Genomic DNA, 23150 nt, shown 5'->3' with positions numbered 1-23150 from the left:
TACTCATAATTAAACCTTTAATGTTAGTTTCAAAAAACGCTTAATAGTAAATAGCTAATACGAGTTAAGCATCGGCTACATTGAGAATATAACGTTGATAAAGCTCAGGTAACAACGCGAGCAGTAAGGTTTTACCTTGAATCTCGCTATTTAATAATACTTCTGCTAAAAGTGCTTCAGTATAAGCCTGTTGGTAGTGTTTAGATAATGGCAAGTATGAAAGATGCCATGGCTCTTGGGCAACACCGCCACGAAACTTATCGTAAGGTAAAAAGAAACCATACGTTTTCGCATGTTCAGCTAGCCAAACGGTTAAGGGATAGAAGTGCCCTGAAGCTTGGTATTCCCATGGCTCTAATGCTAAAGACTGCTCTGCGGGTAATAAATTTTTCGCATAAACGTCAATTTCACAGCCCCAATGATGGCGGCTGGCTCCCGGCAGCGCAGAGAATAACATAATGGCGTGTATTTTTTCAGCGTCACTGAGTTGTTTAACCGCTAAAATTTGATTTGAGCCATCTTTAATAGCTGTTTTACCAGAAAACTTATTTTGCCAAATCATGAGTTGTCGGTCAAAACTGCGAAAGCCACTGGCAATGCTCAACTCTATACCCGCAGCTTTTGCGGCCAGCTGTAGTTGTTTGAATGCCGACAACATTTCAGTATGAATACCAACATTAGGGGCTAGCCAATGAATATGACTTTCAGTTTTCCCGGTCAATATTAACTCAAGTTCTGTCATTTTACTTATCGTTGGCTAAAACATTAACCAAGGTTTGATAGTAGACATCGGTTAATAAAATCAAATCTTGTACCGCAACACATTCATTAACTTGATGAATAGTAGCATTACAAGGACCAAGCTCAACAAGCTGTGCGCCAGTAGGTGCAATGAATCGTCCATCTGAAGTGCCGCCACTGGTAGAAAGCTCGGTGGTTATATTGCAGCAAGTTTCAATTGCTTGTACAACAGAATCAACCAATGTACCTGGTTCTGTAATGAATGGCTGGCCGTTAAATATCCAGTTAATTTCAAAGTTTAATTGATGCCGAGTTAATAAGGCTTCAACTTTATCAACGATCATTTCGGCTGTTAATTCAGTGCTATAACGTAAATTGAATAATGCGGTTAAATGTCCCGGTACGACATTGGTAGCGCCAGTGCCAGATTGAATATTCGACACTTGAAAACTCGTTGGCGGAAAATATTCATTACCATTATCCCAATGCATTTCACTTAACTCGGCTAAAACCGGCATGGCCTTATGAATGGGATTAATAACGTGATCAGGATAAGCCACGTGGCCTTGTTTACCATGAATGTGTAATTCGCCAGAAATTGAACCACGACGACCATTTTTAACCACGTCGCCTAATTTATTGCTACTAGAAGGCTCACCAACAATACAATAGTCAATTTTTTCATTACGGGCTTCAAGCGTATCAATAACACGTGTTGTGCCATTAATAAAAGGGCCTTCTTCATCACTGGTGATCAAAAATGCGATAGAGCCATGGTGTTTAGGATAGTCAGCAACAAATCGTTCGGTTGCTACTATCATCGCCGCTAAACTGCCTTTCATATCAGAGGCCCCGCGGCCATAAAGCATACCGTCAATAATAACGGGATCAAATGGCGGTGTGTTCCAGCTTTCTAAATTGCCCGCTGGCACAACATCGGTGTGGCCAGCAAAACAAAATACTGGCCCTGAACTGCCTCTTCGAGACCATAAGTTAGTGGTATCTTCAAATACCATGCTTTCATTATTAAAACCTAACTTGGCTAAACGCTCAGACATGAGTTCTTGGCAGCCAAAATCTTCAGGGGTAACAGAAGGGCGTTCAATCAGTGCTTGTGCTAATGAAATGGTGCAATTGTTATGTTTTATCATGAGAATACTATTTACCTAAAGCAAAATTTCTTGATATTGACTATCTTTAAAGCCAACCAAAAATGCTTGGTTGTGTTTAAGTAGTGGTCGTTTAATTAGCGTGGGTTGCGCTAAAATAATCTCGGTCATCACGTCGTCAGTGAGGTTGTTTTTAATCTCGTCAGTTAAATTACGAAAGCTAGTACTGCGTTTATTTAATAGCAGAGTCAAATCGGCAGACTTTATAAACTCCTCTAGCAATTGTGGGCTGAGGCCATCGCTACGAAAGTCGTGGAATTGATAAGGGATATTTTGTTGCTCTAACCATTTTTTTGCTTTTTTTACGCTATCGCAGTTTTTAATGCCATAAAGTATTGTCATTTTATTTCCTGAATTATATCACTTGGTAATTATGTTTTATTAACGCGGCTTTAGCGGCGGCAAACTTATCTGATTTTACTAAAACGTAGTCAGTGTCAAAAGTAGAAATGGCAAAAATACTGATTTTTTCATTTGCTAGCACTGTTGATATATTTGACATTATACCGGTTAAGGTAAAGTTGAGTGGACCAACAACTTCAAATGCTTGCCAGCCAAGTTCGACTTCTTCACTGTCAATTTCTATATGCTCTGGAATAACAATTGAAATTTCGTCATAGGTTTTTGCTAAAAAAAATATCGGGGCATTAAATACCACGTCGGGTATTGAGCTCTCACGTCGTAAACTATGAATAGCAAACGTTTCAGATAAGCGCCGTAGGGTAAAGTTACTCATAAATCGACTTCGCTTGTTTAAATGCTAATGTCGACACTATAGCGTTTAATAGCGTTTAACTCTAGGGCTTATACTCGCGCGGGTTTGAATGTAATAACTAAATATTATGTTTAAGTAAACTGGTTAACCTGTATTTACTGCGCATTAAATTGATTATTGCTATCAAACTAGTGTATTTCTAAGTCTATTTGAGTATATAAAGCGAATTAATTGTATAAATTATAATATTGTACGTTTAATGATATCCACATAAGTTGTGGATATCATTGTGCATAACTATTGTTTAATTGGTTAAGTTGTTGTTATTTATTTATTTATTTTACTGGTTAAAAAATACCAGCTAATAATCTGTGTTAAAAGTCATAGATAAGTTGTTAAAATGTCGTATTAAGGCGTAAAACAGCTAAAGATCTACTTATTTATAGGGCAGATCTTTGTAATTACTGATTATACTGTTGGAAGACTACAAGTGTGTTGAAATTACAACCAATGTAATGGGGTAGGCTATATCGTCAACCAATACACCCGCTATAGCCTCATAAATACTAGGAATTACTGCAGAATTTTGATGCAGTGCAATAAAATGTCATCAACTGTGGTCATTTTACTTAATACCATCGTATATAAAAAGGTACTATCTTTTAATCAACCGCTGTTGTAGGGTATCGCTTATGAAGTTATCTATATTAGAAATTATTTTGCTTGGCCGAAAGTACATGAATTTATGGCCCTCACGCGTTGAACTTGGTGAATACTTTATGGAGTATCATGCGGTTAAAGTGAGCCGTTTGGTGTGTAAAGTGATGCCCGGCTTAGCAGTGTTTTGTTTAATCTTACAGTTGTATTTTGGCTCTATGGCTGCCTTACCTCAAGCGCTATTATATACACTTTGTATTATGAGTTTTCCATTACAAGCGTTGATTTTTATGGGGATTAAAGCCGATAAATTTCTTCCGCCTGCGTTAGCTAATTGGTACAAAGAAAGTGTTGCGCGTGTTAACCAAAGCGGTGGTGATATCAAGTTGTCAACTCAACGTCCACGTTATTTAGACTTGGCTCACTTATTAAGCTTAAGCTTTAAAAATAGCTATAAAACCTCTTAATTCTCTAGGCTTATAAGTAAAGTTGATCTGGAAAGGTTATGACTAATAATGCGATACAGTTAATCTGTAGCGCATTTTTTTAGTTCGATTTTTGATAAAGCCTGATCAGAAAGTCAGCCTGACAGATAAAGTCATGCTGACTTAATAAGCTTTCTTTGGCTTCCTTACTGGCTTTAAAAGCAAAGGGTGTCATAGCCAATAAATTTAGCGTGTCTTGACCCGTTTTTAAGTGCATTTGATAAGATATATTTTCTTGGTGCACCAGTGTTAAATGTTCAATGGGCAATTTTTCTTCATCATGTTCTTTAGCGTCATGATAAATATGCTGCTTTAATTGCATCAAATGCTGTTTTGCTGGCGTAACCGTTAACAAAAAACCACCGGCTGATAATACGCGCGTAAACTCTTTTTCTAAAATAGGCGCATAAACCGATATAATCCAAGAAAATAGACTATCACTAAAAGGCAATTTTGATAACGTCGCGACACTAAAGTGACATTGTGGATATTTTTTGCCAGCTTTTTTTATTGCTTCTTTTGCAATATCAACACCATAAACAGTATTTTCAGTATTTTTGTGTTGATGAGTATAAAAGCCTTCACCACAACCGGCATCGAGCACAATAGTTGGCTTGTTAGCATCAGTAAGCACTTTTTCTTGGTATAAAGCGACGAGTCTATCAACCAAGGGTTGATAATAACCTTGTTCTAAAAATGCTCGCCTAGCATTGACCATCGCCTTGTTATCACCAGGATTTTTTGAATGCTTAAATTGCACGGGCAATAAATTTAAGTAATTTTCTTTCGCGCGATCAAAGCTATGATTATTCTCACAGCGAAACAGCTTTTCTTGATTTTGCAGAGGAAAACTACATATAGGGCAAGCATAGTGGGTTGCAGTCATAGGGATCATTAATGTCTATTTTTAACAAAAAAGGGGACTAGCCCCTTTTTACAAGTATGGTGTTAACAGAATAATTTTGATTTTAAAATTAAAATTAAAATTAGTATGTTACTTGGAAAGCTTTATTTACTGAACGTAGACCAAATGGGTGCATGATCAGACGGCTTTTCTATGGCCCTAAGTTCATAATCAATATCTGATTCAATACAGCGGCTAGCAAACTTTTTGGTTGCTAAGACAACATCAATACGTAAACCACGATTATCATCAAAGCCACGCGAGCGATAATCAAACCATGAATATCTTTCTTCACGAGTTGGGTGTAATGACCTAAAAGTATCAGTAAAGCCCCAATCCATTAAGGTGGCTAACCATTGTCTTTCTTCTGGTTGGAAGCTACATTTACCCGTTTTTAACCAGCGTTTTTTATTTGGCTCACCGATACCTATGTCTAAATCAGCAGGTGAAATATTAATATCACCGATCACCACAATATTTTCATCAGGGGTATGGTGCTCATTTAAGTATTGCATTAAATCTTTATAAAATTGACGTTTGTAAGGATATTTTGTTTCATGGGCAATATTTTCACCTTGTGGAAAATAACCATTTAATACGGTGACTTTTTCACCATTCTCATCAGTTGTTTGCACCATGATCATGCGCTTTTGCGCTTCGTCATCATCGGTTGGAAAGCCTTTAGTGACCACGTCTGCGGATTTTTTGCACAGCATAGCAACACCATAATGCGCCTTTTGACCATGAAAATAAACGTGATAGCCCATCGCTTCAACATCAGCGAGTGGGAATACTTCATCATGAACTTTAATTTCTTGTAGGCCAATAATATCGGGTTGATGTTTATCGATAATAGCTTGTAACTGATGCAAACGAGCGCGCAGGCCGTTAATATTAAAAGAGATGATTTTCATAATTATATATATACTTGTATAACAGTGGGTTAATTGGCTTTGTTTATTTATCGGCATACTAAGTTGTTATTTTGAGCAGACTAAAATAGTTATAGGCATAATCAAGTGCGCTTTGATAAATTATTTTTCATAACCGAAATTGAAGATGGGTAGTATTAGAAACTAATTAAGATAGCTTGGCAACGCTGTTTCGTATTATCTTGAAGGTAAGTGCAGCTTGTAACGGTTAGACTTTTGGATAAAGGTTCATATTCATCATCTGGAGCTTTAACCGATTTAGTTTTATCCGATAATTGACTTCGCCAGTGATATAACGTTTTAGTAGCAATACCTAACTGCTTATATACTTCAGCAACTGAATAACCACGTTCATTCGTTTGATTAACTGCTCCAATTTTAAATTCTTCGGTATATCGTTTGCCTTTACTTATAAACACCTCTGGTTGAAGTTAAAATGAAACTAGTTTGGAGTCTAATCAACTAAGGGAAGTCCAATCATCAATTTACAATGGGGTTAGTGCGTAAGTAACTAATAATTTTAGCGCGAAATGAGCTAGCGAATATCTTCTTGACTAAAGTGAAAGTCGATGGAGGCAATGATAAGTAACAAGGCACCAAATAATATGGCCCAGTGTGCGCCAAATAAGGCTAATACACTACCAATAAGCGCCATCAGCATATTAGCTAAACTGAAGGTGGTGGTAATTAAGCCCATAAGTTGCCCTTGTTCAATATCAGCATATTGCTCGGAAATATAAACCGGTAATAAACCATTAAAAATAGCGATGGCGATGCCTATTACGGCATAAATAGGCCAAACACTGGTTGCTGATAAGACAAGGTGTAAGCTAAACAACAATGCCATTAACATCATGCCAACAATGGCACCCAATTTAAGCCCCAATAAGTATTTTAATTGCTTAACAAAAAACACACTGGTTATGGTCATAAATAAGGTTAAAACAACTGTTATATAACCAATGTCGGGGCTAGTGAAGTCAAAGTTTTCCACCAACCAAACGGGGTAAAATTCGTAATAGGCATTTAGGCCAAGTGTTGCTAATAAATAAATTAAAAAGATACGTCTAATTTTTTTATTAGCGAGTAAGGCAAATGAGTTTTGTTTACTAAAAAGTTGCGAAAATTTTATCTTTGGCTGACTGGAGTTACTATTGCCAGCAGGTAATACATAAGCAACGCTGATCAGGGCAATAACTATCGCGCCGGCGGCGAAGTAGAATACGGTGTCTAAACCGTATATTGCCAGTAATCCACCGGCTAAAGGGCCGAGCAACCAGCCTAAATAGCTGGTGGCGTTTACCAGACTAAAGGTGTGGGTTTTATCTAGCGTGGGCGATAAATCTACCGCTATCGCTTTGGCTATGCTGATATTACCTGAAAAAATGCCTGTAACAAAACGCGCTAAAATGAGCAGTAAAAAACTTTCAGCCATAACCGCTAAAGCCGATAACACATAACTAACAGCAGTTAAAATCAAGGTGATGATTAAGGTTTTTTTGCGACCATAAATACCTGAAGCAGCACCTAAAACTGAGCTTCCTAGAATAACTCCTAAAGGGTATATCGCCAGTATAATGCCGAGTAATATTTTACTGGGTAAATCAGCAAAAGTGGTCAAAGGGCTAACTTCATTAAGAAAAAGAGGTGCTAATACAGGATAAGGTAAGGCAATGCCGGCACTACTAAACAGCACCACCAGCATGACAGAAAACAAGATTTTCTTTGCCTTTAACTGTTCAGTCATTAAGGTGTTTTTTGCAGGTATTTTAACTTTAGCAGCGTGAATCGTCATAACGAATGTTTATATAATACAGTGGGGATAATGCCTATTGATTATATAATAAGTTAGCTTGATAACTAAGTAAAAAGTTTCTATTTTTCTTAACGCACCGTCTAATTATCTCAACGCATCAATAGTGACGAGAAGCACTTTTATGAGCAAAGTATCATAAAAATCGCCTTGTTAGTCCTAGTGTAATTAATTGTAATTTCAGGGTAATAAGTTGTACTATTGCCGTAACACCTTGTACATAGTGTTGTTAATTAATAATAAACATTTTATGCTTGTGTGATGAGTCATATTTTCAATGGTTGTTATTTATTGGCTAGAGTAAACATTAACCGTGTTCATCAACCAGCCGTGAAAATGCTGTTAATACAGCGTAATAAAGTAGGAGCAGTTAATGTCAGATAGTGAATTGTTAGTTAAAAAGATATTACTCGTTGAGGATGACCGTCAGTTGTCGGATCTAGTGACTGAGTTTTTAGAAAATGAAGGTTATCACGTTAAGCAAGAGTTTAGAGGCGATACGGTAGAAAAGCGAGTTGATAAATTCGTTCCTGATTTGATTATTTTAGACATTATGCTACCGGGTAAAGATGGATTTGCTGTTTGTAAAGATTTACGTCCTAACTTTAAAGGGCCAATTTTAATGCTAACCGCCAAAGGCACAGACTTTGACCAAGTGTTAGGTTTGGAAATTGGTGCGGATGACTACGTGATTAAGCCTGTTGAGCCAAGAGTACTGCTTGCCCGTGTCAATGCGCTATTGCGTCGTGGCCAGTTGCCAACGGATGGTAAAGAAAATGCTAAAATTAATTGTGGTGAACTGCATATTAGCCGTGGTTCTAGACAAGTGACATTGCATGGCGAAAATGTTGACCTGACTAGCCAAGAGTTTGACTTACTCTGGTTATTAGCTAGTCGTTCAGGCGAAGTGCAGAATCGTGATTATATTTATAAAGCGGTTGTTGGTCGCGAATACGACGGCATGGATAGAAGTGTTGATGTGCGTATATCACGCTTGCGTAAAAAATTACACGATAGTAATGAAACACCTTTTCGTATTAAAACCATTTGGGGACAAGGCTATTTATTTGTTCCAGATGCATGGAGTTAACTATTATTTTAGTGTGTAAGCTGGTGAGCTGTTATAGCGACTCATCAGTATTTATTTCCTTTTTTTAGGCATTTTATGAAACTTGGTCGCTCATTCTTCAGCTTATACTTCCTTATTATTTCTATATTCATCGTATTCTCATGGATGCTTGATGAAGCATGGAGTTCATACCTTGAACAAGACATAGAGTCTTACACTGGTTATAAAAGTATGCTGTTGGCGCTATCTAACTATTTAGAAAAGCACCCAGAAGATCAATGGCAAGAAATACTATCGAAAGCTGCCAAGCAGTGGCAACTGCCATTAAAATTAATGTCAGCGCAAGAAGTAAAAGCTATCAGCCATCAAAATCATGACGTCATCCAAGAAGAAAACACGCATATTTATTATGATAATAACGCGGTAGAAATTCATCACCAGATCAATAATGCTGGCACTGTCATTGTGTTGGGGCCTGCTAAAATGCCAACCCGCCCGAGGCTAGAGGCACTCATTCGTGTTATTTTGCTGGCAACCTTAGCCTGTATATTGTTTTTTTGGTTACGGCCTTTGTCTCGAGACTTGGATCAGTTACAAAAAACGGCAATAGAGTTTGGTCAAGAAAGTTTTGATGTTGTTGCACCAGAAGCAAGATCGACTATGGCAGCGCCTATGGTTACGGCGTTTAATACTATGGCCAGTCGTATTAAACGTTTAATCGATGCTCATAAAGAACTCTCAACTGCGGTTGCACATGAATTACGTACACCGTTAGCTCGCACTAAGTTTGCCTTAGAAATGCTAGCCTGCACCGATGATAAAGCCAAACAAGAGAAATATCGCAAAGCCATTAGTAAAGATGTTTGTGAGTTAGAACAACTCATTAGTGAGATGCTGATTTACGCTAGTTTCGATAATGACAAACCCGAAATAAATTTTAGCGAAGAATCATTGGTGGATATTGTCGAAAAACAGGTCAGTAATTACCAACAATTTGAACAAAAATTTAACATTGTTAACCTGCTTGGAAATGAACGAGTTGAGGTTGATCGACACTTTATTAGTCGAGCGTTGAATAATTATATTTCTAATGCCATAAAATACGGTAACGGTGAAATAGACATCACAATTACAAAAAGTGAAGATTACTGCCAGATAAGTGTCTCCGACAATGGTGAGGGAGTCTGTGATGATTTCAAATGTACTATATTTGATGCTTTTTCCCGTGGTGATGTATCTCGTAACCGTCAAACAGGAGGTTTTGGTTTAGGTCTAGCCATCGTTTGTCGGATTATGGAGTGGCATGGTGGCAGTGCATCTGTTGTTGATAGCAATAATGGTGGCGCGAGCTTCATACTGCGTTGGCCCATTAAACAAATTTCTGCTTAGTGGATAAAAATCAGTCAATACTTTGTATTTACTATAAAAATTAATAATTAATTACGCATAGCGTTAAAGTAATCTGTGCTGCTGCCGATACAAATATTATCGGTAGCAAAACAGTAGATTATTTTGACCCTAAACGCTTTATCAAACGACATACTTGTTCATGAACTTCAGTTAGGCGAACAGCTTAACCAAAGTGTTCATCATGCTCGTCGTTCTGATTTTTCGCTGTTACTCGCCATGCTAACCGACGATGTTAGAGCGCATAGCCAATTTACATTACCACTTTCACAAATACCTGAAAAAACCACTTCAGCAGAACAGTTACGAAAATATTTTCAATTACCTGATGAAGCCCCTTTAGCAGTAAAAGATGTTGCTGATATCAGCAGTTATAATCAGGCAAGTTTGATTGAAAAACAGCAGTTAGAAGACCTAAGATTAGCAAATATACTTAATCCTAAACCATTGGCGTTTCGTGATGATGTAAAACATATAAACCAACAGGTTATGACTAATACCAGTTTATATTGCCAGCAAAAAAATCAAGACATATCATTAACACAAACACCACCAAGAGCCGACTTCAATGCTATGGCTTGGTTAGCGGCAGTGCAAACTACTATTGTTAAAGCACCGCTAATGGAAGCGGTTGCCTAAAAAGTCTTAGCACAACAATGTTTAAACTTTTTCTCACTGCCACAAAAACAAAACTCATTTTTTTTGGGTTTATTTAATGCTTTGCTATCTGACACCTCACCATCAAGATATCGCCATGCGCTATCTTCAAGCACAAAATTAGATTGTTCTCGCATTTGCCAGATTTGTTTGTGAACTTGATAAAAAGCAGAAAACTCTACTTGAGCATTATGACGGTTAGCTAAATCTTTTTCGTGATCACTGGCATAGTGAATAATGAGTTTCAGCCATTTTGTTTCTGCAGCCCATTGTGCGATGTCATCAATGGATTGTTGAGCTTGGCTTGATTGGGCATAAGTAAGGTAAATATACTCGGCCTGTTGTGTTGCGTAAGCAGAGTAGCGTGACCGCATCAGTTGTTCTGGAGAGTTAGCCGGTTTTGTTGCCATGATTAAAGGTTGGCAACACAGTGCAAAGGTTTGTTCTGAGCCGCATGGACATAACATGTAGATAAACTATTTAAAGGGCAATTATGTTTAGTTTATCATGACAATTATTATGCTTTGCATAGTTTATGGCTTTAATTTTTTAGTTAATCTAACTTAGCCCAACGCTTTTTGCGCTTGAGATTAAGTCGTCGGATTAAGCACAATTTATTGCTTTATTTTTGTTTTAAAACCTTGACAAAATATAGTAATTTAATGCAATTGGTTTATCGCTTTACAATTTGTTTTTTGTAATAAAATACATTGAGTTTTGCCTAAGGCAGCACAGCGAGATATTTCTTTTAATTCGGCTTGATTATAGTTGGCGTTTGATAAAATCATCGCAGAACATGTGCCTTTTAATAACGTGTTTTTGATATGCTCTAAACTGACATTGACCTTATTTGCATTCACTTTTAGTATTTTTGCTGGGTTAATTTTACCCATGTTAGAGAGTTGTTCTAGCGAGGAATTTTCTGGGTTAATCATTAAAATCCACTTTTTATCATCATGGTGGTTTTGACAAATGTCCTGGTACTTTTCAGAGACATCTCCGAGGCTATTTACACTAATAATATTACACCAAGCAGAAGATAAATTAATTTGAGGTGGTAAATTAATACTAGGGGCTATAGCTAAGCTGTTGTTATTTATTTTTAAATTTATTTTATTAGTGTTAATCATAGTGCCTACCTCGATATACTGTATGAATGTACAGTATATCGGTTTTGATGCTATTTCAAGCATTATTTTACTGATATTTGCTCAAGGTTATAAGAAGAGTCGCTTTTTTAAATCGATAATTTAAAGAAGTTAAGCTGATTTTTTATGTGTAAAGTAAGCGTAGCTAGAGCTTAATAGTTAGAGATTAATTATACTGTTCAACGCTATTTACACTATAGCTGCGTAACTTACGACACGGGTAAATTTTAAGGAATAATTGCTCTAAACATTAAAGGTGAAAAGATAAACACCGCATTCTGCTATGTTACTGGTGCAAATTGATTTAAAATGAAACGTCTACAGAGCTAACGACAATAACCAAGGATATTAACCAATACATATCTAATTACGTCGTTAATTTCATCTCGAAGTGTATAACCAAGCTATTGAGTTTACGTGCTAAAACTATTACGGTTAGTTATATGTAAATAGCTAAATTTTTATCGATAGTTTGGCTTGAAATAAGTTAAATAAGTTAAATAGGTTCTAAAGTAACAATATGAGAATTTTACTCGTTGAAGACGATCTGCCATTAGCACAAGCATTACAACAGTCTTTGCGACATGAGGGCTTCTTGGTTAACCACGTTGATAACGGCGAAGACGCTTTAACGTCATTGACTATTCCTGATCATGACATGGTAATTTTAGATTTAGGGTTGCCTGACATGGATGGTTTATTAGTACTTAAAAAGCTTAGAGCTAAAAAGAAAACTACGCCAGTTATTGTGCTGACCGCGCGTGACACTATTGAGCAACGTGTTCAAGGACTAGACTTTGGCGCCGATGATTACTTAATTAAACCTTTTGACATTAACGAGCTTCTTGCTCGCTTACGGGTGATTGAACGCCGATTAGGCACTGCTGATAGCGCAATAATCTCCATTGCCTTGGTAAAGCTTGATACGACTGCCCACAAAGTGTTTATCGAAGATAAAGAACTGTCCTGTTCAAAAAAAGAATATATGGTGTTAAAAGTATTAATGGAAAATGCTGGGCGAATTCAGTCACGAGAGCAAATTGAATCACGCCTTTACGATTGGGGTGAAGAAGTGATGAGTAATGCGGTAGAAGTCCATATTCACAATTTACGCAAAAAATTACCTGAAAAATTTATCCAAACGGTTCGTGGTGTTGGCTACACCATAAATAAGGCTTAAAAGTTTCTTATGCCTATTCGTCGTTATCTCGTGCTAATGCTGTTATCAATTATTACCTTAGTCATTTTTGTTTCTGCTATTCAGGGTTATAAAGCGAGTATGCGCAAAGCAGAAAGTGTCTTTGATAATGAATTAGTCTCTTTAGCTCAGGTTATAACGGCCGTTAAGCTACCTAAAGGTGTCATTACGCACCCAGCAACCAGCAATTTCTCTTATCAAATAGTGCTTGATAACCAGGTGGTAACACGTAGTGATAATGCACCAAACACGCTAATAAATACCTTAAATACCGGTTTTAAAGAAGCAAACTTCTTAGGCAAACGCTGGCGTACTTATACTGATAAAATAACAGATAACTCAGCAACAAATGCTTGGGTTATTATTGCGCAACCATTAAAACAAAGATTTGACCTTGCTGAGGATATAATTTTATCTGCGGTTACCCCCATTATTTTAGTCATGCCATTACTCGCATTAATCATTTCATTGGCGGTGCGGCAGGGCTTGAAACCGTTGACTTTTTTAACTCGAGCACTGAAAAATAAAAAAGCAAATGACCTTAGCCCGTTAACGGTCAGTTCAAGCACAGAACTTGCGCCAGTGATTGAAACCTTAAATGAATTATTTCTGCGACTGTCATTATCGTTTGAACGTGAAAAGCAATTTGCCTCAGATGCTGCCCATGAACTTAGAACGCCATTAAGTGTATTGAAAATTAATGTTTATAATCTTCAACAAAGCTTTAATGATGTCATCCTTGTTGACAGTGACCAAAACTCAACCGCGCTGTCAGTATTACCCTTTCAGCAATTAGAGCAAAGTGTTGAGCGTATGGCACATGTTGTTGATCAAATACTGACCTTGAACCGGACTAATCCAGAACAAATATTGGCTGAAAGTGCGGTGCTTAATTTACAAGAGCTATTGCAAGAATGTATTAGTGAACTCTATCCTTATATTGCCAGCAGAGGCCATGATATTGAACTGAATAGTGCGCCATTGAACATTTTGGGCAACAGGTTTGCAATCGGTATACTATTGAAAAATTTGATTGCTAATGCTGCTAAATATACCCCAGATAATGGCAAGATTTTAGTCTCGTGCCTGCAAGAAAAAAATAAGCTTATATTACGTGTTGAAGACTCCGGCCCGGGTATTGCGCCGGAAGAATATTCACGGGTATTTGATCGCTTTTATCGTGTCGGCGGCGATAGCCATAATTCAAAAGTTATTGGCTGTGGCTTAGGTTTGTCGATTGTTAAACATATTGTAGAATTGCATCAAGCAAACATCAGTTTAAGTCGCTCAAAGGCTTTGTTTGGCTTATGTGTAAAGGTTGTTTTTTCTATGGCAGATAGTAACAGCGGTGCAACTATTAATGGCAATAAATTACCCAGCTCACCAGCAAAGGGAGATTATTAATGAGCCTATTTTCTGTCAAACTTATGCAAAGCGTTATTGTCTTTTTCGCGCTACTGTCATTTGCTAGCTTGGCAAATCGGCCAGAATTCGAGGTAGAACTTAAAAATCATTTGTTTTATCCGGCTGAAATAGAAATTCCAGCAAACACGAAAGTAAAATTAGTTATTTATAATCGAGATACCACCCCTGAAGAGTTTGATAGTTTTGACCTTAATAGAGAGAAAGTGATTTTCCCACAAAAAAAATCAGTGATTTTTATTGGACCTTTACCTCCAGGTCGTTACAAATTTTTTGGTGAGTTTAATCCTAACAGCGCTCAAGGCACCATTATTGTTGTCCCTAAAAAGAGCGTAGCTGACACTAATATAGAAACTTTAGCGCTAGTTTATACTGCACCGCTAGCAGCAAATAGCCTTCTGCTTAAGGAGGTTTTACATGTTAATTAATACCGTTATTCTTTTTTTAAGAGATGCTTTACCCATATTTGTCATTAGTATTATTTTGATCTCTATGCTCCAGCAACAAGGTATCAAGTTGCGGTGGTATTACCTCGCGTTATTGACTAGCGTAATGTTAAGCCTAATTTTATTAAATACTATGGATGAAATTGCACATACACTAGATGATACCGGGCGAGAATGGCTTTATGCTTGTCTTTACATTGTTTGTTATTTTGTATCGCTGTTGTTATTGAGCCAGATTGCAATCGTAAAAAGGCCATTAAGCGTCCGAAAACTTACTCTTGTTCGGCTTTGTTCAGTGGCCTTAACCGTTATTGTTATGACACTCAACGGTGCGAATTTTCTAATTTATATCACAGGCTTTTGGCATCAAAATAATGCCTCTAATGCCTTGGTGGCAGGCGTTACTCTCGGTGTGGGTATTTGCGCGAGTATCGCTGTGTTGTTGTATTTTTTAATGGCGTTTATTGAGCGTTATTGTCGCCTCATTCGCGAAGCACTATTGATAGTTTTTAGTGTTGGACTATTGATGAAAGCGACAAAATTACTGATCCAAATCGATGTTTTACCTGGGAATAGGCTTTTGTGGGACTCTAATTATTTAATAATGGAAAATTCCGAACTAGGGCAGTTGTTTACAGTGTTTTTTGGCTACGACGCCACGCCAACATTACTGCAATTATTACTTTATATTTCGGCCATTGTGATTGCCTTTACTTTGATTTTTGTTTGCTCGACGCTTTCAAAGTCAACACGCACTATAGTGAGTCATAAGGAGATGGTGTGATGAACTTTCTAATCTTTAAGAAATTAACACGATTTAGTTTTTTGCTGTTGATTTTATCTGCTTTTTCAGCGCTGACATGTCAAGTTGCGCTGGCTGACGGTGTTGTTGTTGATAAGGTCTATCATCCCTATGTGCTACCTAACGAGCAAGAATTTGAATGGCGTATGTTGTCACATCAAAATGACGCGGGTAACAGTTTAGGGCAACGAATAGCCTACGGAAAGTCAATAACTGACAATGTTATGATTGAATTTTATATCGTGGGTGAGCGAGATAAAGATGGTGACTTTGGCTTGTCTGCCTATGAAGTTGAAACGCGCTGGATGATGACAGATCAAGGCGAATATTGGGCGGATTGGGGTCTGTCACTTGAAGTCGAAAAAGTACATGAATTGGATATTTGGGAAGTCACTACCGGTTTGTTATTTGAAAAAGAATTTGGCCGCGACAGCTTAGCCTTGAATGCGTTTTTAATTTATGAAAGTGGTAGCGATATCAAAAATGAATTTGAAACAGAGTTTCGTTTACAATACCGCTATCGGTGGCTACCACAAGTTCAACCAGCCATTGAAATTTATATTGGCCAAGACTATACCGGTATTGGTCCCACTTTTATGGGCATACAAAGGTTTGATGGTCAAAAACAACTGAAATGGGAATTGGGTTTTATAACCGGTTTAAATGGCGATGACAAAGACCATATCTTACGTGCTTCCATTGAATATGAATTTTAAAAAATCATGTTGAAACATTTATTGATTCGACAATTATTTTGGTGTGTTTTTGCCTTAGCATTACTGGTTTTTTCTTTAGGTGTCAGTTGGCAAGTGAGTAAAGCGACAAACTTTTTATATAATGTTTGGTACCAAACATTAGAAATAAATACCTTGATAAGTAAAAGCGTGCCAAAAAACACCCAAGGTAAGCGTGACTTTCCCATTAATGATGTGAAATTACATGAAAAAAAGTTTGCCGATATTGTGCAGTCTATCCACCATCACGGTGATGGTTTAACAGAAATTAGTTATTTAAATCATCAGGGGATATTACAAAAATTATTAACTAAAAGTGAAGTGCAGCATTTGCAAGATGTGGCTAATTTACTCGATAATATGACTAAACTGTGGTGGGGTAATTTACTTTTTTTGCTCAGCTTATTGATATTTTATAGCCGTAAAGCTAAGCAATTAACGACAGAGTCGATAAGAGCAATGCCGACAACAAAGCAGAAGTTAATCGCTTTAGCCTGCTTTGTTTTTTTGGTTATCGCTATGTTGGGGATATGGGGTTTTACACCCATTTTTTATTATTTGCATACTGTTATATTTCCTAACGATCATCAGTGGTTTTTTTATTATCAAGACTCGTTAATGGCTTCACTTATGAAAGCGCCTGATATTTTTGCCGCTATAGCTGGACAATTGCTCTTAATCGCTTTACTATTAGCACTAATTATTGATGCAATATTAAGCCGTTATCAGCGTCAAAAATAAAGTTTAATTAATCTTAAATGTACAGAGCATTAACCACTTCATGTGATTAGTTTATTGAGGTTTGCTAGCGTACATATCAGAGATATTATGACTAATAAATAAAGAGGCCTTAACGGCAATGCTTTTTAGTGTTTTTATATCTTGTGGCTGCCACTCTGTTTTATTACCTGTACGTTCACAGCAAATAATACCTAATGGCACAAAGTCTTTATTAAAGGTAACATCCAATAAAGAATGAACATTGTGTTCGTCAAAATATCCATGGTTAAAACACTTAGCGACTTCGTCATTTCTTGCATCACAAGCCACTAAAAAATCATTTTCTACTATATGAGAAAAATAATTTTTATAATCACTTTCAAGTAAATGTTCACCTTTTGATTGTTTGCCAAATTCATCAACACACATTAATGAAAACATTGCTGAATAGTCACTGTGAAATAGCCAAATACCCACACGATCACATTCAGGAACAGTAGACTTAATCGACATGCAAATCTTTAATAGTTTATTATTTAAAGAGGTACGGGGATTACTTAAATAAACGGATAGGTTTGATAATATTTCCATAAGTTATGTCAATTAATAGTTTGTAAGTTGAGATAAATCAATAAAAATCATGCTGAAAGAAAAAATACACAAATCGCTTAGCCATGAGCTAAGCAATCAATATATAGGCTTAATTTTTACTGCTGTGTGTTTTGAAAATGGGTCATTAATGTCAAAATACTTACTTATTGAGTTGTGTTAACTCTTCGATACGGTGCTGGGTCAAAATATTATAACATTTTTTATAGGCAACAGCTGCGCCAGCATCAGGCGTCAGCACTAAATATTGCCAACGACAGTTATCTTCACGATAACGGATAAAATTACGCTGTGAGCGTTTAAACATATTTAATGATGTGCTCTGGCCGCTATTATTAGCCAATTCTTGTAAGATAAAAGTCTGATTATTTACCCAAGTTTGCAGCTCACGATCTTTATTTTTTTTAATACCATCCAAACAACGTGACACTTGAGCAACAGTTTCCATATTGGCTTGACACACTTCTATGGTGTTTTTAGCCATTGCCGCAGCAGAAAACCCCAGCAAGCTAAGCAGAAGGTATTTGCTAAAACAGTTGTTATTCATGATTAATATTAAGAGTTATGCCGGCAGTACTTTTTTGTAAGGTTTAACGGTCACTTTTTTATAAACACCCGCTGCTATGTAGGGGTCTTGATCTGCCCACTGTTGAGCTTCAGCTAAACTGTCGAACTGTGCAACAATAAGTGAACCGGTAAAGCCTGCGTCGCCAGGGTTTTCACTATCAATAGCAGGACAAGGGCCAGCCACAAGTAGCTTGCCTTGATCTTGCAATACACGTAAACGCGCTAAATGATTTTCACGCACGCTCATACGCAAAGCTAAACTATTTTCAACATCTTCACTGTAGATAAGATAAAACATATTACATCCAAAATTATTAATTAAAAGCCGCAAGTAGCGTCCAAGTTAAATTATTATTGTTTATCTTCTGCCTAAGCTTCAGACCTGTATTTATAACAAGACAACACTGAGCCAATAGCAAGTAAAGAACTAACGGGATATCTTCTAAAATGCGTACATAAGCTCGTATCAAAAACGATAAGATAACAATTCTATCCAAAGCTAAGCTATACACCAAACTATTTAAGGCTATAAGCGGTATTAGTTTTGATAAGTTAAGGATAAACGCTCGTTCACCCCTAACTTTACTAAGTTTTTACTAGATGATACTGGTATTGAAGTTAACGCCTTGTATTTGTCTGTTAGTTGTAGCTTTGCTTAAGTTTGCTGATAGCCAAACGGATCGTCAATAGAATAAGAAGGCTCAGTAAACCACTTTGCGCCAGCATCAGTCATGTAAAAATGATCTTCTAAACGCACGCCAAATTCATTCGGCAATACCAGCATAGGCTCATTTGAGAAACACATACCTTTAGCCAGTGGCGTTCTATCACTGCGCACTAGGTAAGGCCATTCGTGAATATCTAAGCCAACACCATGGCCTGTTCTATGTGGACAGCCTGGAGTTTCGTAATCTGGTCCTAAATTCTGGCTGGCTAAATAAGCTCTGGCGGCAACATCTACATCACCGCAAGCTACGCCAATTTTGGCGGCATCAAAGGCCGCTTTTTGTGCTAGCTTTTCGAAAAGCCACATCTCACGTTGACGTTGATTAGGCTCACCAAATACATAAGTACGGGTAATGTCAGCGTTGTATCCTTCAACCTGACAGCCAGTATCAATCAAGACTATGTCATTTGTTTCCAGTGTTTTTGGTGATTTTACGCCGTGTGGATAAGATGAATCTTCACCAAATAGCACAATACAAAAATAGGAACCGGCAGTAGCGCCCACTTTGCGGTGCGCTTGGTCAATAAAGTGAGTGACTTCTTGGGTAGTAATCCCCACATGTAATATTCGAGCAACCGCTTTATGCACTTCGATAGTCATATTTTTTGCCTGTTGCAATAAGGCTATTTCAGTGTCTGATTTTTCTGCACGACAACCCGCGGTTACACATTTTGCATCAACAAGTTCAAACTCTGGTGCCGCTTTTTTAATACCGTCGGCAATAAAAAAAGCGGTCGACTCATCTATGGCTACTTGGCCGGAGTTAATGCCACACTCAGCCAAGGTTTGTTTAAATAGCAGATAAGGACTTTCATGTTCTTGCCAGCCTTTTATCTCGCCTTTAATGGTCATATATTGCTCAAGCGTATTCACTTCAAAAAATGGCGTGATATATTTAATCTCACCCTGTTGAGGAATAATAGCGCCAACCATACGTTCGCTGGCGTACCAACGGGTACCTGTAAAGTAATATAGATTTGTTCCGGCATTGATATAGGTGGCTTCAATATTATTTTCAGCCATAATTTTTTGCGCTTTCACAATGCGCTGTTTTAATTCAGTCGCTGTTATTGCTTGCACTTTGCTAGTCATATTGACTAACTTTTCAAGTTCAACTTTCGCGGTAGAGCCGCCAACACCTATAGTCATATTGTTCCTTAAAAAATTTAATTAATACTGATATATTTTATACAAAAAAATAAGCCATGTATCCTAACAAATAAAGTAGCGGTATGATGAAAGAATTTTATCCTAAAGCTAAACGGTCAAATATTGTAATCCCAGAAAGATCACAAGCCCAATTAACTCAATTAACTCAAGGAATAGCTATGCGTAAAAAAGTCGAGTTTATCAGTGGTGAACACCGCTTAAGTGGTTTACTGGAAAGTCCTGAATCTGAGGTTAAGTTTTATGCCTTATTTGCTCATTGTTTTACCTGTGGCAAAGACATCGCGGCGGCATCACGTATTAGCCGAGCTTTAGTGCAAAAAGGTATTGCGGTATTAAGGTTTGATTTTACCGGTTTAGGTAATAGTGATGGTGATTTTGCTAATAGTAATTTTTCTTCAAATATAGAAGATTTAATTGCGGCAGCAGATTTTCTTCGCACAGAATATCAAGCACCACGACTACTTATTGGTCATAGTTTAGGCGGTGCAGCTGTGCTTAACGTTGCTCAATATGTTGAAGAAGCTAGCGCAGTGGTCACTATTGGCGCGCCATTAGATGCAGCGCATGTCGCGAAGAATTTTGCCCTGCAGCTTGATGATATTGAAAAAAATGGTAAAGCAGAGGTTAATTTAGCTGGGCGTGTATTCACCATAGAAAAACAATTTTTAGATGATATAAAGCGCTACGATACCCGTCATATTGGTCAACTAAAAAAAGCACTTTTAGTTATGCACTCGCCAATTGACAGCACGGTAAATATCAGCGAAGCGGAGAAAATATACCAAGCCGCCTTACATCCTAAGAGCTTTGTTAGTTTAGATGATGCCGACCATTTACTGACCAATAAACGTGATGCTGAATATGCTGCTGATGTAATCGCGGCGTGGGCAGGGCGATATATTACTTACGCGGACAATGCTAACCATATTACTGAACATATTGCTGAAACTGCTAGCAGTAAGCATGACAAAAATGAGATCGCTAAAGGGCACGTCATCGTAGAAGAAAAAAACCATAAATTTACCCAACACGTCAGCACCAATAGCCACTATTGGCTTGCTGATGAACCAGAAAGTGTTGGTGGTAATAACATGGGACCTGATCCTTATGAGCATTTGCTAGCGGGCTTAGGCGCTTGTACCGCCATGACTTTACGTATGTACGCCGAGCGTAAAAATTTGGCCATTAAACATATTAAAGTAGAGCTAACACACAGTCGAGATTACCAACAAGACTGCCAAGAATGTGAAAGTGAAAGTCAGGGTATTGAAGCCATAGTGCGGAAAATTAGCTTTGTTGGCGAGCTAGAAACAGCTCAATACGCGCGATTTTTAGCCATAGCAGATAAATGTCCAGTACATAAAACGCTGCACAATAATGTCAAAGTGGTGAGTACATTGCTTAATCAAGCATAAAAAATCAGACTCACTGGAAATAACTCATGCTAAATAAATAACTAACTAAAGTGAATGAATTTGAGTTATTTATTTCAAGTTAGGCTGTTCTATCTGCTGATGATAAATTATCATTGGCAGATAGAAGATCATCATTGCTATGGCAACAATGTAAAGGGTAGTTTGGGATATGTCTGAAGCGTTAAAGGGTATTAAAGTTGTTGATTTAAGTCGAATTTTGGCCGGGCCTTGGGCATCACAAATGCTCGCTGATATGGGTGCTGACGTTATTAAGGTGGAAAGACCCAAAAAAGGTGATGATACCCGTCACTGGGGTCCTCCATTTATTAAACCAGCGCATGGTAATGAACCTGCCCAAGCTGCCTATTACCACAGTGCAAACCGCAACAAACAGTCAATCGCTATTGATATAACCCAGCGACAAGGTCAACAAGTGATAAAAGACATGATCACTAAAGCCGATGTCTTAATTGAAAACTATAAAGTGGGTGGTCTTGAAAAATATGGTTTGAGTTATCAGCAAGTAAAAAAACTCAACCCTAAATTAGTTTATTGTTCAATCACAGGCTTTGGTCAACATGGCCCATACGCACACAAAGCTGGTTACGATGCCATGATCCAAGGTGAGGGTGGCTTAATGAGTTTAACCGGTGCTGCTGATGGCGAACCGATGAAAGTTGGCGTGGCCGTGATTGATGTAATGACCGGGCTTTATAGCGCGAATGCTATTCTTGCGGCATTACTCGCTAAAGCCCATACCAACAAAGGCCAGCACATAGATATTGCCTTACTTGACGTACAAGTGGCAACACTGGCTAATCAAGGCATGAACTATTTAGCCACAGGTGAAAATCCAAAGCGTTTAGGCAATGCTCACCCCAATATTGTGCCCTATCAAACCTTCGCGACTAATGATGGCAGCTTGATATTAGCGATAGGCAATGATCAACAGTTTGAACGATTTTGTCAGGCCGCGCAGTGCTCAGAATTAGCAAACAATGCCTTATTTAAAACTAATCAACATAGGGTCGAAAACCGTAATGAACTTGTGCCGCTTTTAGCGCTTATTATCGCTAAGCAAAGCACTGATTATTGGGTCACGATATTAGAAGCAATCGCGGTACCTTGTGGACCGGTAAATACCTTAAAGCAAATATTTAACCACCCACAAATACACCATCGCGAGATGGTAAAACAAGTACCGGATAAAGACGGTAGGCTAATTAAAACCGTGGCATCACCTATTAACTTATCGGATACGCCATTACAATATAAACACGCCGCGCCGAATATTGGCCAACATAGCCAACAGATTTTAACGCAGTTTTTACAGTATAATGACGAGAAAGTTGCCGCGTTATTGCAAGCTGGTGTTGTAGCGTAATTTTTATTGTTTGCATTGTTTGCATTGTTTGTATTTTTTGTAAAAATAAGCGCTTAAATCAGTGGGCTCTGTTGTTTTTATCTTAAATAAAGCGAGTATATAGGTTAAGTAAGTTATTAACCTATATACTAATTATCTGCATATTAACCTGTATAATTAGCCTTTAGCTAGTTCGGTTTGATTGCGAAATGCAAGAGCAGAACTGTTTTAATAAGCCACTATCATTTTATGTCGCTTAATGTCGTTATGTTTATCGAGA

25 protein-coding genes and 1 pseudogene are annotated in these 23150 nt (G+C 37.6%); 12 read left to right on the top strand and 14 right to left on the bottom strand.

Going from position 1 to position 23150, the window contains the following annotated elements:
- Positions 1-64 precede the first annotated feature (64 nt).
- From H4J41_RS14305 to H4J41_RS14290, 4 genes are read right to left on the bottom strand one after another with little or no spacing between them, the layout of a single operon-like run.
- On the bottom strand, positions 65-742 hold the full coding sequence (locus H4J41_RS14305; protein WP_182136852.1) for a M15 family metallopeptidase: 678 nt from the start codon (positions 740-742) through the stop codon (positions 65-67).
- A 1-nt stretch (position 743) separates the two neighbouring features.
- Positions 744-1892, bottom strand: a complete 1149-nt coding sequence (gene dapE, locus H4J41_RS14300; protein WP_182136851.1) for a succinyl-diaminopimelate desuccinylase — start codon at positions 1890-1892, stop codon at positions 744-746.
- A 15-nt stretch (positions 1893-1907) separates the two neighbouring features.
- The gene (locus H4J41_RS14295; protein ID WP_182136850.1) at positions 1908-2252 is read right to left on the bottom strand and encodes an ArsC family reductase; all 345 of its coding nucleotides are present in this window, start codon (positions 2250-2252) and stop codon (positions 1908-1910) included.
- Positions 2253-2265: 13 nt separating this feature from the next.
- A complete protein-coding gene (locus H4J41_RS14290; RefSeq protein WP_182136849.1) occupies positions 2266-2646 on the bottom strand; it encodes an ACT domain-containing protein in 381 nt (126 codons plus the stop codon).
- Positions 2647-3317: 671 nt separating this feature from the next.
- Between H4J41_RS14290 and yfbV the strand changes: the two genes are divergently transcribed.
- Entirely contained in the window at positions 3318-3749 is a 432-nt protein-coding gene (yfbV, locus tag H4J41_RS14285) for a terminus macrodomain insulation protein YfbV (RefSeq protein WP_182136848.1), read from the top strand.
- A 79-nt stretch (positions 3750-3828) separates the two neighbouring features.
- Here the strand turns inward: yfbV and rlmA are convergent, their stop codons facing one another.
- From rlmA to H4J41_RS14265, 4 genes are all read right to left on the bottom strand, one after another.
- Positions 3829-4653: a 23S rRNA (guanine(745)-N(1))-methyltransferase gene (gene rlmA, locus H4J41_RS14280; RefSeq protein WP_259364488.1), complete on the bottom strand. Its 825-nt coding sequence runs from the start codon at positions 4651-4653 to the stop codon at positions 3829-3831.
- Positions 4654-4775: 122 nt separating this feature from the next.
- Positions 4776-5585, bottom strand: coding sequence for an exodeoxyribonuclease III (xthA, locus tag H4J41_RS14275; protein ID WP_182136846.1), 810 nt, complete (start codon positions 5583-5585; stop codon positions 4776-4778).
- Positions 5586-5740: 155 nt separating this feature from the next.
- On the bottom strand, positions 5741-6022 hold the full coding sequence (locus H4J41_RS14270; protein WP_182136845.1) for a transposase: 282 nt from the start codon (positions 6020-6022) through the stop codon (positions 5741-5743).
- 116 nt (positions 6023-6138) lie between these two features.
- Entirely contained in the window at positions 6139-7398 is a 1260-nt protein-coding gene (locus H4J41_RS14265) for an MFS transporter (RefSeq protein ID WP_182136844.1), read from the bottom strand.
- 391 nt (positions 7399-7789) lie between these two features.
- On the opposite strand from H4J41_RS14265, the gene H4J41_RS14260 reads away from it, so the two are divergent.
- The 3 genes from H4J41_RS14260 to H4J41_RS14250 all read left to right on the top strand — a co-directional run bounded on the left by H4J41_RS14260 (position 7790) and on the right by H4J41_RS14250 (position 10531).
- Positions 7790-8506: a response regulator gene (locus H4J41_RS14260; protein WP_146879497.1), complete on the top strand. Its 717-nt coding sequence runs from the start codon at positions 7790-7792 to the stop codon at positions 8504-8506.
- Between the two features lie 75 nt (positions 8507-8581).
- Entirely contained in the window at positions 8582-9874 is a 1293-nt protein-coding gene (locus H4J41_RS14255) for an ATP-binding protein (protein ID WP_182136843.1), read from the top strand.
- Positions 9875-9997: 123 nt separating this feature from the next.
- Positions 9998-10531: a VC2046/SO_2500 family protein gene (locus H4J41_RS14250; RefSeq protein ID WP_220460896.1), complete on the top strand. Its 534-nt coding sequence runs from the start codon at positions 9998-10000 to the stop codon at positions 10529-10531.
- Here the strand turns inward: H4J41_RS14250 and H4J41_RS14245 are convergent.
- Positions 10528-11016, bottom strand: coding sequence for a YchJ family protein (locus H4J41_RS14245; RefSeq protein ID WP_182136842.1), 489 nt, complete (start codon positions 11014-11016; stop codon positions 10528-10530). The two genes, H4J41_RS14250 and H4J41_RS14245, sit on opposite strands and share 4 nt — an antisense overlap.
- A 192-nt stretch (positions 11017-11208) precedes the next feature.
- Positions 11209-11679 carry a hypothetical protein gene (locus tag H4J41_RS14240; RefSeq protein WP_182136841.1) on the bottom strand — a complete coding sequence of 157 codons (471 nt, stop codon included), beginning with the start codon at positions 11677-11679 and terminating at the stop codon, positions 11209-11211.
- Positions 11680-12217: 538 nt separating this feature from the next.
- Here H4J41_RS14240 and H4J41_RS14235 point away from each other — a divergent pair.
- From H4J41_RS14235 to H4J41_RS14210, 6 genes and pseudogenes are all read left to right on the top strand, one after another.
- Positions 12218-12877, top strand: coding sequence for a response regulator transcription factor (locus H4J41_RS14235; RefSeq protein WP_182136840.1), 660 nt, complete (start codon positions 12218-12220; stop codon positions 12875-12877).
- A 9-nt stretch (positions 12878-12886) separates the two neighbouring features.
- Entirely contained in the window at positions 12887-14299 is a 1413-nt protein-coding gene (locus H4J41_RS14230; RefSeq protein WP_182136839.1) for an ATP-binding protein, read from the top strand.
- Positions 14299-14664: pseudogene (locus H4J41_RS14225) on the top strand (cupredoxin domain-containing protein); the annotation flags it as partial. The gene H4J41_RS14230 and the pseudogene H4J41_RS14225, both read left to right, overlap by 1 nt.
- 70 nt (positions 14665-14734) lie before the next feature.
- Positions 14735-15547 carry a hypothetical protein gene (locus tag H4J41_RS14220; RefSeq protein ID WP_182136837.1) on the top strand — a complete coding sequence of 271 codons (813 nt, stop codon included), beginning with the start codon at positions 14735-14737 and terminating at the stop codon, positions 15545-15547.
- The gene (locus H4J41_RS14215) at positions 15547-16281 is read left to right on the top strand and encodes a hypothetical protein (RefSeq protein WP_259364489.1); all 735 of its coding nucleotides are present in this window, start codon (positions 15547-15549) and stop codon (positions 16279-16281) included. Before H4J41_RS14220 ends, H4J41_RS14215 begins: the two co-directional genes overlap by 1 nt.
- A gap of 6 nt (positions 16282-16287) precedes the next feature.
- The gene (locus tag H4J41_RS14210) at positions 16288-17040 is read left to right on the top strand and encodes a DUF1461 domain-containing protein (RefSeq protein ID WP_182136836.1); all 753 of its coding nucleotides are present in this window, start codon (positions 16288-16290) and stop codon (positions 17038-17040) included.
- Positions 17041-17091: 51 nt separating this feature from the next.
- Here the strand turns inward: H4J41_RS14210 and H4J41_RS14205 are convergent, their stop codons facing one another.
- From H4J41_RS14205 to H4J41_RS14190, 4 genes are all read right to left on the bottom strand, one after another.
- On the bottom strand, positions 17092-17532 hold the full coding sequence (locus H4J41_RS14205) for a GAF domain-containing protein (RefSeq protein ID WP_182136835.1): 441 nt from the start codon (positions 17530-17532) through the stop codon (positions 17092-17094).
- Between the two features lie 238 nt (positions 17533-17770).
- A complete protein-coding gene (locus H4J41_RS14200; protein WP_182136834.1) occupies positions 17771-18175 on the bottom strand; it encodes a lysozyme inhibitor LprI family protein in 405 nt (134 codons plus the stop codon).
- Positions 18176-18190: 15 nt separating this feature from the next.
- Positions 18191-18493, bottom strand: a complete 303-nt coding sequence (locus H4J41_RS14195) for a YciI family protein (protein ID WP_182136833.1) — start codon at positions 18491-18493, stop codon at positions 18191-18193.
- A gap of 357 nt (positions 18494-18850) precedes the next feature.
- A complete protein-coding gene (locus tag H4J41_RS14190) occupies positions 18851-20071 on the bottom strand; it encodes a Xaa-Pro peptidase family protein (RefSeq protein WP_182136832.1) in 1221 nt (406 codons plus the stop codon).
- 179 nt (positions 20072-20250) lie between these two features.
- Here H4J41_RS14190 and H4J41_RS14185 point away from each other — a divergent pair, with 179 nt between their 5' ends.
- Positions 20251-21507, top strand: a complete 1257-nt coding sequence (locus H4J41_RS14185) for a bifunctional alpha/beta hydrolase/OsmC family protein (protein ID WP_182136901.1) — start codon at positions 20251-20253, stop codon at positions 21505-21507.
- A gap of 169 nt (positions 21508-21676) precedes the next feature.
- Positions 21677-22891 carry a CaiB/BaiF CoA-transferase family protein gene (locus H4J41_RS14180; protein WP_182136831.1) on the top strand — a complete coding sequence of 405 codons (1215 nt, stop codon included), beginning with the start codon at positions 21677-21679 and terminating at the stop codon, positions 22889-22891.
- Positions 22892-23150: the final 259 nt, after the last annotated feature.

It is taken from the genome of Colwellia sp. MB3u-45 (assembly GCF_014077005.1).
Classification (GTDB): Bacteria; Pseudomonadota; Gammaproteobacteria; order Enterobacterales; family Alteromonadaceae; genus Cognaticolwellia.
Note: the sequence above shows the minus strand (reverse complement) of the source record. Positions and strands in the feature narration are given on the sequence as shown.